General features: G+C 57.1%; 12 protein-coding genes. 8 read left to right on the plus strand and 4 right to left on the minus strand.

What is annotated here, in order from left to right; all coding sequences use genetic code 11:
• Positions 1-332: 332 nt before the first annotated feature.
• Together ACR1XU_RS14730 and ACR1XU_RS14735 are read right to left on the minus strand one after the other, a co-directional pair.
• A complete protein-coding gene (locus ACR1XU_RS14730; RefSeq protein WP_480908327.1) occupies positions 333-1,874 on the minus strand; it encodes an acetolactate synthase large subunit in 1,542 nt (513 codons plus the stop codon).
• A 208-nt stretch (positions 1,875-2,082) separates the two neighbouring features.
• Entirely contained in the window at positions 2,083-3,051 is a 969-nt protein-coding gene (locus ACR1XU_RS14735) for a LysR family transcriptional regulator (RefSeq protein WP_480908325.1), read from the minus strand.
• Positions 3,052-3,180: 129 nt separating this feature from the next.
• Between ACR1XU_RS14735 and ACR1XU_RS14740 the strand changes: the two genes are divergently transcribed.
• From ACR1XU_RS14740 to ACR1XU_RS14760, 5 genes are all read left to right on the plus strand, one after another.
• Positions 3,181-4,188 (plus strand): TAXI family TRAP transporter solute-binding subunit, encoded by a 1,008-nt coding sequence (locus ACR1XU_RS14740; RefSeq protein WP_480908323.1) that lies wholly within the window; start codon positions 3,181-3,183, stop codon positions 4,186-4,188.
• 80 nt (positions 4,189-4,268) lie between these two features.
• A complete protein-coding gene (locus ACR1XU_RS14745; RefSeq protein ID WP_480908321.1) occupies positions 4,269-6,482 on the plus strand; it encodes a TRAP transporter permease in 2,214 nt (737 codons plus the stop codon).
• A gap of 4 nt (positions 6,483-6,486) precedes the next feature.
• Complete coding sequence (locus tag ACR1XU_RS14750) at positions 6,487-7,725, plus strand: NAD(P)/FAD-dependent oxidoreductase (RefSeq protein ID WP_480908319.1); 1,239 nt, start codon at positions 6,487-6,489, stop codon at positions 7,723-7,725.
• Between the two features lie 28 nt (positions 7,726-7,753).
• Positions 7,754-8,494, plus strand: coding sequence for an aspartate/glutamate racemase family protein (locus ACR1XU_RS14755; RefSeq protein WP_480908317.1), 741 nt, complete (start codon positions 7,754-7,756; stop codon positions 8,492-8,494).
• A 332-nt stretch (positions 8,495-8,826) separates the two neighbouring features.
• On the plus strand, positions 8,827-9,918 hold the full coding sequence (locus ACR1XU_RS14760; RefSeq protein WP_480908315.1) for a peptidoglycan-binding domain-containing protein: 1,092 nt from the start codon (positions 8,827-8,829) through the stop codon (positions 9,916-9,918).
• Positions 9,919-10,176: 258 nt separating this feature from the next.
• Here the strand turns inward: ACR1XU_RS14760 and ACR1XU_RS14765 are convergent, their stop codons facing one another.
• Both ACR1XU_RS14765 and ACR1XU_RS14770 read right to left on the minus strand, forming a co-directional pair.
• Complete coding sequence (locus ACR1XU_RS14765; RefSeq protein ID WP_170611482.1) at positions 10,177-10,326, minus strand: hypothetical protein; 150 nt, start codon at positions 10,324-10,326, stop codon at positions 10,177-10,179.
• Positions 10,327-10,509: 183 nt separating this feature from the next.
• Positions 10,510-10,986: an Lrp/AsnC family transcriptional regulator gene (locus ACR1XU_RS14770; RefSeq protein WP_480908313.1), complete on the minus strand. Its 477-nt coding sequence runs from the start codon at positions 10,984-10,986 to the stop codon at positions 10,510-10,512.
• 88 nt (positions 10,987-11,074) lie between these two features.
• On the opposite strand from ACR1XU_RS14770, the gene ACR1XU_RS14775 reads away from it, so the two are divergent.
• From ACR1XU_RS14775 to ACR1XU_RS14785, 3 genes are all read left to right on the plus strand, one after another.
• A complete protein-coding gene (locus tag ACR1XU_RS14775) occupies positions 11,075-12,085 on the plus strand; it encodes a pyridoxal-phosphate dependent enzyme (protein WP_480908312.1) in 1,011 nt (336 codons plus the stop codon).
• The gene (locus ACR1XU_RS14780) at positions 12,078-13,202 is read left to right on the plus strand and encodes an amidohydrolase (protein ID WP_480908310.1); all 1,125 of its coding nucleotides are present in this window, start codon (positions 12,078-12,080) and stop codon (positions 13,200-13,202) included. The genes ACR1XU_RS14775 and ACR1XU_RS14780 overlap by 8 nt, the downstream gene beginning before the upstream one ends.
• A gap of 357 nt (positions 13,203-13,559) precedes the next feature.
• A complete protein-coding gene (locus ACR1XU_RS14785) occupies positions 13,560-16,880 on the plus strand; it encodes an ATP-binding protein (protein WP_480908308.1) in 3,321 nt (1,106 codons plus the stop codon).
• Positions 16,881-16,917 lie beyond the last annotated feature (37 nt).

The raw sequence follows: 16,917 nt of genomic DNA on the forward strand, positions 1-16,917 counted from the left end.
AGCCGCGACCCGATAAAACCCGCGCCCCCCGTGATCAGAATCTTCATTAAGCTATCCACCATGTCTACAGATGGCGCGTCACTAGTTCATTAATACTTCGATTGCAATCGGGGCGCGCATTGCAGCCTGCCGTTCTGCCACGGTGGTTGCAGTATATCTGGCATGTCCCGAGGGGTATGTTTTTGAGGTTCGAAACCGCTGTTCGCCACCGGTTCTTCTCGCTCTGTTCTACCCTCGCCTAACACGCCTTAGACCCAACAGGGTCAAACACCGCGCTCTAAGATGTCGTATTCTTATTGCTCTCCCGAGGCGCGGCGACGTATCGGGCACCATCAGACGATCAGCTCGATCAAGAATGGACCGAGTCTTGCGAAACTGGCCTGCATCAGATCGCCAAGCTGGTCCAGATCGGTGGCCACTGCGGCCTCGACCCCCATGCCGTTGGCCAGATTGACCCAGTTCAGATCCGGTTTGCCAAGGTCCAGCATGTCCATCGCCGTAGGGCCCGGCGTTGCACCGACATTGCCGTATTCGCCGATCAATATCTGGTACTTGCGGTTCGAGATGATGATCGTCGTGCAGGGCAGCCCTTCGCGCGCCTGTGTCCAGAGCGACTGAAGCGAATACATCGCCGAGCCGTCGGCCTGCAAGCTGATCACCCGGCGTTCACCTTTAGCCGCGATGGCGGCCCCGGTGGCCACCGGCAGGCCATCGCCAATGGCCCCTCCGGCCAGATGCAGCCAGTCATGGGCTGGGGCCGCGAAGGTGTGCGGATAGAAAGCCCGTCCATAGGACACGCTTTCATCCGAAATGATCGCATTCTCGGGCATCAAAGCCGCAACTGCCTGCGCCAGACCTTCCGGGCTGCAAGCGCCCGAAGGGGCCTCGGGTCGAGGGCCAGGATCAGGGATCGCGACGGCGGGCGCGTTCAGTTCATCCACCAGTGCCTGAAGCGCGGCTTCGGCGTCCTGATCCGGGCGCGACAGACGAATGAAACGTGCGTCGTCGGCATATTGGGTCGAGGATTTCCCCGGATACGCAAAAAACCCCACCGGAGGTTTGGCACCGACCAGAATGATGGTCTTGAAATTCGCAAGCGTTTCGCGCGCCAGGTCGGTGTCATAGGGCACCCGCACCAACGGCAGACGCCCGCGTCCCCGCGCCAGATGCGGCGTGACGAAATCTGCCATCAGCGCCGCGCCGGTCGCCTGCGCCACCCGCCAGGCCAGGCTCTGCGCGGGGGTCAGCACACCGTGGCCTGCCAGCAGGATCAGGACATTTTCGTCAACCCGCAGGGTGCGGGCGGCCTGAGCGACAGCCGCAGGATCGATCTTTGCCGGGACTGGAACCGGCAGCGGATGGGCAACCCTGCCGCCCTTATCCCAGCTGACATCCGAAGGCAGGATCAGTGTGGCGATCTGCCCCGGCATAGTTTTTGCTGCCTGAATGGCACGGGCCGCATCGGCCCCGACCTGATCGGATCGCGAACTGGTATGCACCCAGTTCGACACCGTGCGCGCCATACTGTCCGTGTCGGCCTGTAACGGAGCATCGTGCCTGGCATGATAGGTGGCCTGATCGCCCACGATATTGACTATCCCCGACCGCGCCCTGCGGGCATTATGCAGGTTGCCCATTCCATTGGCAAATCCCGGACCGCAATGCAGCAAGGTCGAGGCTGGCTTGCGCGCTATCCGGAAATAGCCGTCTGCCATGCCAGTAACAACGTTCTCCTGAAGGCCAAGAACGCAGTGCATCCCCGGGATCTGATCCAGAGCCGCCACGAAATGCATCTCGCTGGTGCCGGGATTGGCAAAACAAGTGTCCACACCCGCCCCAAGAAGTGTTCTGACCAGGCTTTCTGCACCATTCATTCTCGTTCTCACCGTTCGGAAAGTCTCGCCTGCAAATCAGCTTAGCGGCCACAGCGACCGATCAGAACCCGTTATGTGCCTTCAGTAATGCCTTTCCTAACTCCTGAACATGACAGCTTGTCGCCTGGACCGGCAGAGCACAAAGAAAGGAATAGCGGTGTGATCGTAGCAAGGCAGCTCGACGCCCTCCTTTGATGATCACGATTATTCAGTCTTGCTTGCTTTCAGGTTCATCAACCCATTCTGCACGGGGATTGGCCCCCACTTCCTCCAGTTTCTTCAAAACTTCGGCTTTCCAGCCTGCTTTGATCTTGAGCGCGAGCTGTGACGCCGGTCGGTGGTCAGGCTGAAGGATCGCGTATTCATATCTGAGCGGGTTTTCGAACGGCAAAAACGCAACCTTCCCATGAGACAGCCCCAGTTCACGTTCGGTGGCAAAGGTCAGCGGATCAACGATTGTGCAGCACTGACCCGAACTTACGAAGGGGATCAACGGAAGAAAGTACTGGCAGGTCACCGTCGGTTTGTAGTTTGCAGATTCGTCCTGAAACTCTTGCCGGATCTTACGCTGGAACGGATGGGTTTCGTGCAACCCGCCCATGGGGATCCCGTCCAGATCAGAAATCGTTATGCTTTTCCGGGACGCCAGAGGGTGTGCGCTGTCTATGGCGCAAAAACAGTCAGCCCGGATGAGTTCGGCTGAATATTGCGGTTTTCTGCCGGCAGAGTGTTCAAAATCAGCGAAACCAAAATCGATATTCTGGGTACCTGCAAGCTCCATGATCTGGGGCGAACTGCGTGTGGACAGCGTGATGCGTATATTGGGGTTTTCCCCGACCGACTGGCTGATGAACCGCGGGAACAGAAACGCCGAAGGACCAGGCATTGTGGCGATGTTCAAACTGCCGGAATGCCCTTTGATCAGTCCTTCCATGGTACTGGAAATCGTCGATAGCCGATCCAGGATACCCGTAGTTTCCGCAAGAAGGTAGTGCGCTTCCGGAACCGGCACCAGACGCCGCCCTTTGCGTTCGAACAACGTAAGACCCAAGTTCTTTTCAAGGTTCTTCAATGCCAGGCTGATCGCTGGTTGCGTGCGGTTCAGTTTTTTCGCCGTCTGAGAAATGGAGCCGGTTTCCATCACTTCGCGAAATACGGTCAGTTGGGTAAGATTCATGTGAATTATATAAGCCAAACTTAAGTTTTGTGAAATATAACAAATTTGTATTTATGTGAATTCCCTCTACGCTGGCGGGATCAAATTTCGGGCAAACCGAATCCGATGATCCACAACTTGGAGGAAACGATGAGACTATCGAAATGCCTGGCAGGCATCGCTCTGGCTGGCGCGCTGGCCGCACCGGCGCTGGCACAGGACCCGACCTTTTTCCGCATCGGTACCGGCGGGGCTGGCGGAACCTACTTCCCCATCGGCGGCACAATCGCAAACGGGATTTCTGCCCCTCCGGGTTCGCGCCCGTGTGAAGAAGGCGGCCAGTGCGGTGTGCCCGGTCTGATCGCGATTGCGCAATCCACCACTGCGTCTGTCTTTAACAATGCGGCCGTGCAAAATGGCGAGTTGGAGGCCGGTCTGGCCGCCGCCGACGTCACGCGCTCGATGTATCTGGGTGAAGGCAAGTTTGAGGGCAAACCTCACCCCAACCTGCGCATCGTGGCGAACCTGTTCCCCGAAGACCTGCATCTGGTGCTGCCAGCCGGAGCGACGATCAACGATCTGAGCGATCTGGAAGGCAAGCGTGTTGGTATCGCGCAGGCGGGTTCGGGCACTCAGGTGGCCGTTCTGCAGATGTTGGACGCCTGGGGCGTCAACCGCGACAACATGGACGAGGCCGAGCTGAATAACAGCCAGAGCGCGGAGCGTCTGGCCGACGGTCAACTGGACGCCTATTTCTATGCTGCGGGCTGGCCGGTCGCCGCGATGGTTCAGCTGTCCTCGACCAAAGGCATGAACCTGCATTCCTTCTCGGACGAGGATCTGGCGAAGATCAACGAGATCATCCCGGCCTATATCCCCTCGGCAATTCCGGGTGGTGTCTATGAAGGGATCGATACCGAGACCAAAACCCCTGCGGTCAGCGCGATGCTGGTTGTATCCTCGGACCTATCTGAAGATCTGGTCTATCAACTGACCAAGGCCCTGTGGAACGACAACACGCGCAAGTTGCTGGACAATGGCCATGCCAAAGGCAAGCAGATCACACCCGACACGGCGCTGGACGGTGTCGAGGCGCTGGGTGTTCCGCTGCATCCAGGTGCCGAGAAGTTCTATAAAGAAGTCGGACTTCTTCAGTAATCCGATCTCAGGAAACACAATCATCCGGTGCCCCGCCTGGGGCATCGGGTACTCGAAACACGCGCAATCAGGGGGCCATCATGTCCGAGACACAGAAACTTGATGACCACGAGCTGACAGCCGAGGAACTGGCTGCCATCGAAGAACAATTCGACGAAGGCGCCGCCGTCCGGCAAGTGTCGCCCGCAACCGGCAAGGTTCTGCGAGTCGTCGCCCTGATCTTTGCATTCTATGAATTCTTCACCGCCGGTTTCGGTCTGCCCGCCGATCACTGGCACATGGGCATCTATCTGGCCCTGCTGTTCATTCTGGTTTATGCGACAATACCGATTATCGGGGCCAAAAGTCTCTATGCGCTCAAGGTCAGCCGCTTCCGCATCGGTAACATCCCACTCTACGACCTGGTCTTCATGGCGCTGGGGATCATCGCTGCGCTGTATGTCGGACTCGCATGGCGCGGCATTCCGTTTCTCGGGATCGAGGAACAGACTTTCCGCATGGGCAACCCCAACACGTACGACGTGATTTTGGGCGTAATCATCATCCTGCTGGTTCTGGACATCGCGCGCCGTACTTTGGGCTGGGTGCTGCCGCTGATCATCTGTGTCTTTATCTCATACGCACTGCTTGGGCCTTATTTCCCTGGTCTGCTTCAGCACCCCGGTGTGAACTTCAAAACCTTCGTGTCGTCGATGTACTTCCCACAGGAAGGTATCTACGGCGTCACTCTTTGGGTTGTTTCGACCATCGTGTTCCATTTCGTGCTGTTTGGCGTGATCGCCCAGCGCACAGGGCTGGGACAGCTTTTCATCGACAACGCAACCATTTTGGCGGGCCGTTATACCGGCGGTCCGGCAAAAGTGTCGGTGGTATCCTCGGCGTTCTTCGGCACGATTTCGGGTTCTTCGGTGGCCAACACCGTTTCGACCGGCGCGCTGACAATTCCCAACATGAAGCGCCTTGGATACCCCGGCCATTTTGCAGGCGGGGTCGAGGCCGCGTCCTCGGCCGGTGGCCAGATCACTCCGCCGATCATGGGGGCAGCCGCCTTCATCATGGCCGAGTTTCTCGAGGTTCCCTACACCACCATAGTGATCGCGGCGATCTTCCCGGCGATCCTGCACTATGTCGGCGTCTTTGCCGTCGTGCACCTGATGGCACGCAAGCTGAACCTGAAAGGTCTGGCGAAAGAGCAACTGCCGCAGCTCAAGGCCGTCTGGGCCGAGGGTTGGGCCAATATCGTGCCCCTGATCGGTCTACTGGTGGTTTTGTTCACTGGATATACGCCCTTCATGTCGGCCTTCTGTGGCATATCGCTGGCCGTCATCGCGGGAATGTCGCGCCTGAAACAACCTCCAACGCTGATCTATGCAGCAGCGTTTCTGGCCTTTGTGCTTTGGAAGTTCTCGGATGGTGGCTTCGACCTGACCATGACGGCAATCCTGTGTGGGCTGTCGGTAATCGCCACGCTGAACCCGCAAAAACGGATCGAAGTGCCCGAGATGCTGCAAGCAGTCGAACTCGGCGTGAAATACTCGCTGGCAGTTGGCGCGGCGGCTGCGGCCGTTGGCATCGTGGTCGGAGTGATCAACACGACCGGCATCGGGTTCCGCATCGGTTTTATGGTGACGCAGGGCGCGGGCAACCTGGCGGCGGATCTGTACAACATGATCTCGTTCGGCAGCTTCCAGCTATTTGCGATGGAAGACCTGCAATTGTTCATCTCACTGGTCTTCATCGCCATCGTCTGCATCCTGATGGGCGCAGGCATCCCGACCACAGCGTTATACATCATGCTGGTTTCGGTCGCACAGCCCGCGTTGGCGCAATTGGGCGTGCCGCCCATCGCCAGCCACCTATTCGTGCTCTACTACGGTGTGGTGTCCGAGATCACGCCGCCGGTCTGCACCTCGGCCTATGCGGCCGCGGCCATTGCCAATTCCAACCCGTTCCGAACCGGGCTGTCCGCCTTTACGCTTGGGCTTGGCAAAGTCATCGCGCCCATGGCCTTTGTCTATGCACCGGTTCTGCTGTTTGTGTCGTCAACCGGGTTCAATCTGTGGGAGTTCACCTACACTGCCGCCAGCTGCATTGCAGGGGTCATCGCCCTGTCCGCCGCCGTGGTAGGATATTGGCTAAAGCCGCTGAACATAGCCTCACGTGTCTTGATGGCATTGGCAGGCGTTATCTTTGTCGCGCCCAGCCTGACCGCTGATCTGATCGCGCTGGCCGTGGCCTCTCCGGTCATCGTCACCCAGATGATCACCCGCAACCGCAGTCATTCCCCGGCATAACAACATGGCGAAAGAAGTCACCATCATCGGCGCTGGCATCGTCGGCATCTGTTGCGCGTTGTCCCTGCAGGAGCGCGGCATTCCCGTCCGACTTTTAGACAGAAGCGAACCGGGGCAGGAAACCTCGTTCGGAAACGCAGGCGTTGTCTCTCCGTGGTCGATCATCCCGCAAGCCGTGCCGGGGATCTGGAAAAAGCTGCCGGCTATGCTGCTGAACCCAAAAAGCGCGCTGTCTGTCCGGCTTTCGTTTTGGCCAAAGATGGTTCCCTGGGGGATGCGCTTTCTGGGTAACTCCGGCGAAAAGACGGTGCGTGAGATCTCGGATGCGATGGAGCTGTTGTGCCGTCCTTCCATTGATCTGTACCGGCGGCATCTGCAGGGCACCGGTCACGAGGATCTGATCACCGACAGCTTCTATGTCCACGCGTTCCGCCATCCGGAACAGGCCAACCTGGATGGGCTGGACTACCTCATTCGGCGGGAAAAGGGAGGCGACCTCGACCGCATCGATGGCGTCGAATTGCGGCGTATCGAACCTGCGCTGAGCCGTGATTTCAAGGCTGCCATTGTGATCAAGGGTCAGGCACGCGTCACATCTCCGGGGCGGTTGGCTGCGGTTCTGGCCGACAAGGCCAGAATACAGGGCGCAGAAATCGTCCAAACCGAGCTAAAAGGGCTGAGCCGTGCGCAGGATGGCGGTTGGCAGCTTGCTACCACGCAAGGGCCCCTTCATGCCGAAAAAGTCGTCTTGGCCGCCGGGGTCTGGTCAGCCGAAATCCTGAAACCCCTTGGCTTGTCGATCCCGCTGGTCGCCGAGCGCGGATATCATGTCGAGTTTCCAACGCCTTCCGCCAGTCTGAACAATTCGGTCATGGATGTGGACGCAAAAGTTGTCGCAAGCTCGATGCAGGGTGGCCTTCGTGTCGCGGGAACAGCCGAGTTCGCAAGCGTCGACGCGCCCGCCGATCCCGGAAAGCAAAAGACACTGACCGCGCAAGCCAAGTCCATGGTTCCGGACCTTGATACAAGCGGCGCAAGGTTCTGGATGGGGCGGCGTCCGTCCTTTCCGGACAGCCTTCCCGCAATCGGACCTTTGAACGGAAAAGATGGTCTCTACACGGCGTTTGGCCATTCCCACTATGGGTTGATGATGGCACCGAAAACCGGCGAGCTTGTGGCCGACATCATCTCCGACCGCAGCCCAAATATCGACCTGGACCCGTTTTCACTGGCCCGGTTTTGAACCTCTGATCCGAAAGGAGCTGACGACCATGCCAATTTACGAAGGCGGCCAGAACATCTGTGGTGCCTCGATAGGGGTTTTATGCCTTGAGAGCTATTTCCCCAAACCTCCGGGTCATATCAAGAACCCGTCCAGCCTGCCGTTTTCGGTGCTGTACGAAATGATAGATGGTGTTACCGTCCCGACCCTGTTGAAAAACCCGACCCCGGAACTGCTGGATCCCTTTATCGCCGGGGCACGGCGCCTTGAGGCCGAGGGTGTACGGGCCATCACCGGCAGTTGCGGTTTTCTGGCGCTCTTTCAAAAGGAACTGGCGGCTGCTGTTTCCGTCCCGGTCTTTGCATCCAGTCTGATACAGGTGCCTTTGGCGTTTCACATGACCGGCGCAAATGCCCCAGTGGGCGTGCTGACCGCAGATGCGTCGGCACTTACGCCGAAACATTTCGAGGGTGTAGGTGCGGCGGGCATCCCGGTCGCGGTACAAGGGTTGGAGGACAGCACCGAATTTGCCGAAGTGATCCTGCGCAACACGCGAACGCGTATGGACACTGATCTGATCGAAGATGAAGTCATGCAAGCGGTTCGGAACCTGAAGCGGAAGGACCCGGGCATCCGGTCATTGGTTCTGGAATGCACCGATCTGCCGCCCTATGCCGCGCGGATTCAGGAAGAACTGCAGCTTCCCGTTTTTGACCTGACAACACTGGCGCAGATGGCGCATTCCGTAAGCACGCGCGGTTCGTATTCAGGGATCATGCCCTGGTCTTAAAGGTCAAAAGGCACGCTGTTGGACGTGCCCAAAAGTACGAGATGGCGACGTTACAAGTGTCGGCGGCTTTCGCTGATACACTAAAAAAGACGCGCGCATCCCAACGGTTATGATCCTGACGGATGGGCAAAACCTGTTTTCGCGTTTGCGGCAGGCCCTCGGAAACAAGTCCGGTCTTGAAGGGTTGCCCAACACCGCAATGACACCTAGCCACGGCAGAGATGATCGAAGTCAGAGTGTCCCACAGAGCGGATTTGCATCGCTGCAAGGCGAACAATCGGCTACCCTGAACGCAAAGCTGCTGAACCTTGGAGACCTTCTTGCGGAGACATATGCCAAATCTGACGTGCAACAAGACCTCGAAACGACGAATTTCAACTCTTGTCTATCCCCTGCTGCTTTGGGTTTGCTTTCATGGGGTATCCACCGCTCAGGTTAACGACCCCGCGCAGTTGGCGGCCGCTGCGGATTGCATCCGAAAAGCGATCTCAAAGGATCCTCAGATCGACGTTGAGATTGAATTCGAAGTTGGTCCAGCCGGCGACATCGTGGGGTTGCCGGTGATGACCGCGCCGGCGGCCGCCCGGTCCGCGCATCGTCAGTTCTACTTTTTCTTCGCGTCTGCGCTGGAGGGTTGCGCGCCGTTCCGGGATGGCATGGAAGGCAAACTATACAAAGCCAAGTACAGCCAGGGCAACCTGACCATAACCGGTGCGCCAGCGGCACAGACCGCATTGCTCCAGGAAGCTCCGCCTGCGCTGAAACAGCTTCCGCCGCTAAGACCGCTGCCACCGCTGAAACCGGTGCCGGAAAATGGTACAGCTGAATCGGAAACTGCTTTGGCGCTGGACAAACAGGCGATCCGCGACATTCAGGCGCGGCTGAGTGTTCTGGGCCATGATCCGAATGGAATAGACGGTGTTATGGGTCGCGGGACCAGAGGGGCAATACAGGCATGGCAGGCAAGCCGGGGCTTTCCGGCAACGGGTTACCTTTCAGCCAGCCAACTGGTAGCACTCAGGATCCAGTCGGAAGCGCAATTGCAGTCCTGGCTGGCGTTTCCCGACAACAGCGACCTCTACAACCCTCCGCCCCCGATTCCGATTGGGCCAACGGAAATGTCGGGGAACTGGCGTTTCACAACAACTTGCGGAACCCGCAGCAAAATCGGACAACAAAAAATAACGGGTGCAATGAAGGTCAGACATGTCGGTGGCGGCAATTACACGGGTCAGGTGAAAACCTCGCAAGGGTTTACTGGGCGATTCAACGGCCGACTGTCGGGGCGTCGAATGTCGGGTGAGATTAATTATGGCTTCCTGCTGGGGCGTGTTCGCAGCAACGGGGTTGTCGCAGACCAAAAACTGGCAATCAGCGGGCGCGATTCAAACGGTTGTTCGTTCTATGCGGCAAAAACCAGTTAGTACTGTTTTGACTTGGACTGGTTTCAACCGTCTTCACCAAACCTGACTTGCCTTCCTACACGTTCTCCCACCGTTGGTTGGGTCGCAAAGGCTGTCGTCTGGCACAGACGAATCACGGGAAACCGCGCCTACATTCCGGGATGTCTGGCTGCTGACCCGTGCGGATAAGGGCGGGCGCGCATTCCTTGCAGCCATGTAGGAATGGCTGTCGGGTATTCCGTGGTCAAATCCGACATAACTACCGCCGTAGGTCAGCGTTCAGGCCGTCATGTTAGTTTCCCGGTTGAACGTCTGGAAGTCGCAGGGATTGCCCAGCCGGACACCGTCCTTTGCAACGTTGTCCACTGTACACTTGGCAAGCGGCGTGTTCGAACCGCCAGTCTGCAACAGGGTCGCAAGCCACTCCATTCATCGTCCAAAGCAAAACGACGGCGATATGAGCGGCATTTGCGGTGGCTGATCGAAGCCGGCGATGAAAACCGAATTCGCTTCCGAGCTTTGGCGTGATTTACGCGTCTATAAGGCAAGAGATTTCAACAAAGGTTGCCCAAGCCTTGCCGTACAGAGAGAACGACTTCCCGAGGGCTTTCGTCACTCTGGCCCTTCGCCATCAACCGGAATACCCAACCCGATTTTTTTCCGTCCCATGACCACAGATGTTCGAAAGCGACGGACGTTTGAATTGTCGAAAAACAGCCGCTTCGTAAGCTCTTGAAAATCATCCATGTCCTTTGCAGTGCAGACCAGACAGAAGTCGGCGTCTCCTGTGATGTAATAGCACTGCTGGACCATGGGCTCGGACTGCACCTGTCGTGAGAACGCGTCTATCTGATCCTGACGTTCGCGCTCCAGCTCAACCATGACAATGAAGCTCATCGCGACGCCAAGTTTTTTAGCGTCAACAATCGCCACTTCGGACAGAATGGCCCCCGAGGTTCTGAGCGCTTTCAGACGCCTTTGTACGGATGCGACAGACAAGCCCGTCTCTGACGCAAGGGCTTCGAGGCCCATCTTTGCATCGGCCTGCATCAGTTGAAGCAGCTTTCGGTCAAACTGATCAAGTTTCACACGACACCTTCATCATTTAGAGAAAATTTCCCGCAAATTTGGCAAATTTGACCATAATAGATCATCGTTTGCGCGTACAACCCTCTCCATGAAAAACTCAAAGATACTCGACGTCGCAAAACCGCTGGCTCTGCTTGCTGCATGCCCTGCCTACAGACCAAGCCCCTTGGAGACCCGCAGTTTCCAGGGAAGACCGATGCTGATCAAGGACGAAACCGGCAGAATGGGCTTGGGCGCATTCAAAGCGCTCGGTGGTGTTTATGCTGTCGCCAAGCTGATCGAAGCGCGCGTTGGCCACCCCGTAGAAGCAAACGCCTTTTTGGACGACGCGGTAAAGGACATCGCACGCTCGATGACTTTTGTTTGCGCCAGCGCAGGTAATCACGGCATGGCTGTGGCCGCTGGCGCGCGTCTGTTCGGAGCAACGGCCCGCATTCACCTCGCCGAAACGGTGCCCGAGGACTTCGCCATTCGTCTGCGGGACAAGGGCGCAGAGGTAGTTCGGTCCGGCGACGACTACGAGGAAAGTGTTGCGGAAGCCATTGCCGATGCCGAGGCAACCGGCGCCATCCACCTCGCCGACGGCTCCTGGCCCGGATACACCGAACCACCCCGGCTGGTTATGGAAGGGTATACCGTCATTGCCGAAGAAATGCGTCAGGCGCTGGAAACTGCCGGAACCTGGCCCAGCCATGTATTTTTACAGGCCGGCGTTGGCGGCCTGGCCGCAGGGGTCGCTTACATGATCCGGTCCAACTGGCCGGTTCAGCCAAAGATCATAGTCGTCGAACCGAATGCCGCGCCTTGCCTCAAGGAAAGCGCCATGGCGGGTGAGATCGTCACTGTCGAAGGACCGGTATCAAACATGGGGCGGCTCGATTGCAAGACGCCGTCCATGTTGGCCCTGGATATCCTGAAACAATGCGCCGATGATTGGGTTACGGTCAGCGACCAACAGGCTTTGGATGCCGTAAAACAGGCCCAGGACCTGGGTTTCTCCACGACACCTTCCGGTGCGGCAGGTTTGGCAGCCTGCTTGATGGTTGAAGCCGACCTGCCGCTGATCATCCTGTCCGAAGGAAGTGTGGCCGATGCTTGACCTCACCGCATTTCGTCGGGATTTGCATGCCAACCCGGAAACCGGTTTCGATCTTGACCGGACCTCTGGACAGATCGCAGCAGCGTTGGAAGACGCAGGGCTTGAAGTCACCCGTGGGGTTGGCCGGACTGGTCTCGTCGCGACCCTGCGACGGGGTCCCGATGAAACTGCGATCGGCTTTCGTGCCGATATGGACGCCCTGCCGATACATGAGGCGACAAACTTGCCCTATCGCTCTGAAACGGAAGGCAAGTTTCATGGATGCGGGCACGATGGTCACAGCACCATGCTGCTTGGGGCCGCGCTGGAACTTGCGGCGGATCCATCATTGAAACGGACCATTCATTTCATCTTTCAGCCGGACGAAGAAAACGGAAATGGAGCCGCCGCGATGATCGCGGATGGTTTGTTCGACCGCTTCCCCATGGCCGCAATCTTCGGTCTTCACAACATGCCGGGAATGGAGCTTGGTCATTTCGCGACGCAGGCAGGGCCATTCTGTGCGTTTGAGGATAATTTCGAGATCCATATTCAGGGTCGGGGCGGGCACGCTTCCATGCCCGAAAAAGGCATCGATCCGATTGTGGTCGGGGCCGCGATTGTGCAGCAATTGCAATCGATCGTCTCTCGCTCGCTTCCTGCCAGCGAACACGCCGTGGTTTCCATCACCGAATTCCTGACGGACGGTGCGCGCAATATCCTACCCAGCAATGTAACACTGCGCGGGGACTGCCGAGGGTTCACCGGGGATGTGTCTGAAAGCATAGAACGCAGAATGCGCGCGATTGTGGCCGGTGTATGCGCGGCGCACGCGGCAGAGGCGCAAGTTGATTACTCGACTTCCTTCCGACCACTGGTGAACGACGACGGGGCAACCGATTGTATTTCGGGCGCGGCCCGTGACGTTGGCAGAATAAACGCCAGTTATGGTCGGGTCGGTTTTTCGGAAGACTTTGCCGAGTTTCTTGCACATCGTCCGGGGGCATTCATCCTGATGGGTAATGGGGTTGAGGGGAACAACGCGATGCCGCTTCACAACCCGTCATATGATTTCAACGATGACGCTATCAGCCACGGAATTGCGTTCTGGACCAACCTTGCACGGCGGGAGTTCTGATACGGAAGCCTGTGTTCAAGCACATGATCTGAACGGCGGCATTGTTACGCCGATCTTATACTGGTGATACGTCAAGCCTATGAAACGCTTCCGGATGAAGCGCAGACATCCAATGATTACGGCAACCATTACAAGGGCCGTCAAAGCGCGCCGCCGAGAAGTTTATGTTGGGCCGGGTTAAAAAGGCGCATCGAAGCCCTTGACCCGTTAACAAAGTGGGCTTCTTCATTGAAAGAATATTTCCTAGGATGTCACCGTAAATTGTAACGAGTGTGTTGAAAGCTAAGCTAACAGGGAGATGCCTGTTGTTGGAGCGCAGACATTGCGCCCTGCCAAGACGGCAAGTGAAACCATCGAATGTCCGATATTGCGCTTTGGCTTGAGAAACACAGTTTGACCAAGTACGCCAAGGCCTTTGCCGAGCATGAAATCGAGCTAAGCGATCTATCCGAATTAACGGACCAGGATCTTGTCACGATCGGACTTCCCCTTGGTCCGAGACGGCGTTTCCTGAAAGCGGTTCGTGTCGATGCAGAGGCCGGGCAAAGCCAGCCCAAGGGTCCTGACGGCCCGACAATCGTGGCCGAGCGCCGGCAGCTTACCGTAATGTTCATCGATCTGGTCGGGTCAACTGAAATTGCCCAGCGCGTCGATCCCGAAGATCTGGCGGAGGTACTTCGGCTTTTCAAGGAAACATGCGCTGCGTCCGTTGCGGCCTTTGACGGCCATATTGCAAGTTATTATGGCGATGGAATCATGGTCTTTTTCGGGTTTCCTCACGCCCATGAAGATGATGCAGAGCGTGCCGTTCGTGCGGGGCTTCGCATTATCCAGGAAGTGCCGGATATCCGCACCCACGCGAAACTGAATGTCAGAATAGGGATAGCGACCGGATTGGTCGTCGTTGGTGATTTGCGCGGCGAAAAAATGTTTGAGGATGGAACCGCCATGGGCGAGACGCCCAATCTGGCCGCCCGTCTGCAGACTATGGCGGACCCGGGAACGCTGATCGTCGCTCCTAGCACGCAACAATTGGCGGGCGACGCTTTCAACTACGTTCTGCGCGGCGCATTCAAACTCAAGGGTTTCGCCAGGGAGGTTGAAGCCTGGCAGGTTACCGGAACGCGGGAAACCGTCAGCCGCTTTTTGGCCTTGGATGACGAGTTGCTCAAGCCTTTGGTCGGCCGCACCGCAGAGTTTGAGACCCTGAACGAAAAGTGGCAGTTGGCCACGAGCGGTAAGGGACAGGTTGTGCTGGTGTCAGGCGAGCCTGGAATTGGCAAGTCGCGATTGGTTGAGGAATTACGACAGAGTATTGCGGGGGTGCCGCACACTCAAGCTCGATACCAGTGTTCGCCTTACCATTACGCAAGTGCGTTTTATCCTGTCATTCGCCAACTCAAAATTGCGGCGGGACTCCGTTCCGACGATTCAAGCGACGTAAAACTCAAAAAAATCTCTGCCGTTCTTGGCGATCAGTCTGACCATGCATTGAAATTGGCAGCGTCGCTTCTGTCGGTTCCATTTGAAGATCAATTGGGCCCGTTGAATCTGACTCCGCAGCATCTCATGGAGCAGACGCTGGAAATGCTGCTGAGCAATCTGACGGCAGTGGCCGGGGAAAAGCCGCTGCTGTTCCTGTTCGAGGATGCGCATTGGATTGATCCGACGACCAAACTGTTGCTGGATCGGATCGTGGACCGGATTCATGACATTCCGGTGCTTGTTGTCATGACATTCAGACCCGAGTTCGACCCGGGCTGGGCGCTGCAATCAAATCTTTCGAAAGTGGTTTTGAAGCAGTTGGATTTCCATCAGGTCAAGAACATTGTGGATGAAGTCGCCAAAGGCCAGCCGATCTCGGACGAGATGTATGAGGTGGTTGCGGCCAGATCCGACGGTGTGCCTCTATACGTGGAAGAAGTAACAAAAGACATTCTGGAATCCGGCGGTTTGACCGAAGGAACAGACACGTATTCAATGGGTCTGGTTTCTCCGGCGAACTCGATTCCCAGCGCCTTGCACGATGCGCTGATGGCGCGCCTTGACCGGTTGAGTTCGGCCAAGGAAGTGGCCCAGATCGGAGCTGTCATCGGACCTCAGTTTTCGTATCCGTTGATCGCCAAGGTGGCCCGTATTGAAGATACCGCGTTGCGCGCGGGATTGGAGCTTCTGCTGGATGCAGGGATCGTTACGGTTTCTGATGCCGATGATCATGAAACCTTCAGTTACCGTCACGCGCTTATTCGCGACACCGCCTACAACAGTCTTCTGAAAAGCGAACGCCGTGTTTTGCACGCTCGTGTTGCCCGAAGACTGGAAGACAAGGAGGTTCATACGGGTGATGCCAGCCCGGAAATTCTGGCACACCACTACACGATGGCGGGCATGAACAAGGAAGCAATCGACTACCGGCATCTTGCGGGCCAGCGCGCGGTTCAACGATCTGCCAACATCGAGGCAGGTACACAATTGTCCCTGGCGATTGAGCAGTTGGCGGAACTGAGCCAAAGCACCGATCGGGACCGAAAAGAAATCGAGATACAGGTTCTCAGGGCAGGTGTTTTGCGATCAACGGCTGGTATTGCCGCTGATGAAACCGGTTCTGTCTACTCAAGAATACGCGACCTTTGTGAACGCGTTGAAGAGACAGAACACTTGTTCCCGGTTTTGAACGGTTTGTATTCCTTTCATTTGGTGCGTGCCGAGTATGATTTGGCCAGAAATGTTGCTGGGCAATTGCTGGATCTGGCGCATTCGACTGGCCAGACGCAACATCAAATGGTGGCGCACCGGGCGATGGGCGCGGTACTATTTCATATCGGGGAACTAGACCCGGCCTACGCGCATCTGAGCAAGGCGCTGGAACTCTACAGCCGGGAACGCGATGGGCATCTGGCGTTTATTTACGGATCGGACCACGCAGCGATTACCTCATGTTTCCTAAGCCTTGCGATCTGGATGCGTGGTGCGCCGGACAAGGCGCTTGAAGTCCAGGAAAAAGCGGTCGCCGCTGCAAAGGACCTTCAGCACGCCCACAGCATCGCGCAGTCGCTGACCTACCTGTGCATGCTTCATCTTCTGCGCCGCGAACCGGAACAGGTTATCGAGGTTGCTGATCAACTTGAGCAGCTTTCCTCCAGGCACTCCTTCACATTCATGTCTTTGACGGCATCCCTCTGGCGAAGTTGGGTGGATGCCCATGTTTCGCCCCAGCCGGAAACGATCCACGCATTGCGCAAGGCGTCAGAAGCATGGTGGGCCAGCGGCGCGGGAAACTACAAGCCGTTCTTTCTTACCTTGATTGCAGAGCTCACGCTGAAATCCGGCGACCGGGAAGGTGCGCTGGATTGCCTCGCCGAAGCACGCAAACACCACGGCCTGACCAATGAGGGATGGGCCCAAGCTGAGACGGAACGGGTCTATGCCCTCGCATCTTCAGAGAATGGGGTCGCTGAAAACGAGTTTCGTGTGGCTTTGGAGGTCGCGCGACAACAGAATGCAAAGATGTTCGAACTTCGAACGGCATTGGACTATGTCAAGCACTGCCAAAAATACGGTCGAGCTGGCATTCCCACTTCCGATCTTCGTGCCGTTTTGCAAACGGTCACGGGCGGAGAGCATACAAATGACGTGAGCGATGCCTTGAAATGGCTTGATGAAACAACCGTCGGCTAACGCACATCTGCTCAAGGTGACACGGACGGATAACCCG

It is taken from the genome of Ruegeria sp. D1(2025) (assembly GCF_056536425.1).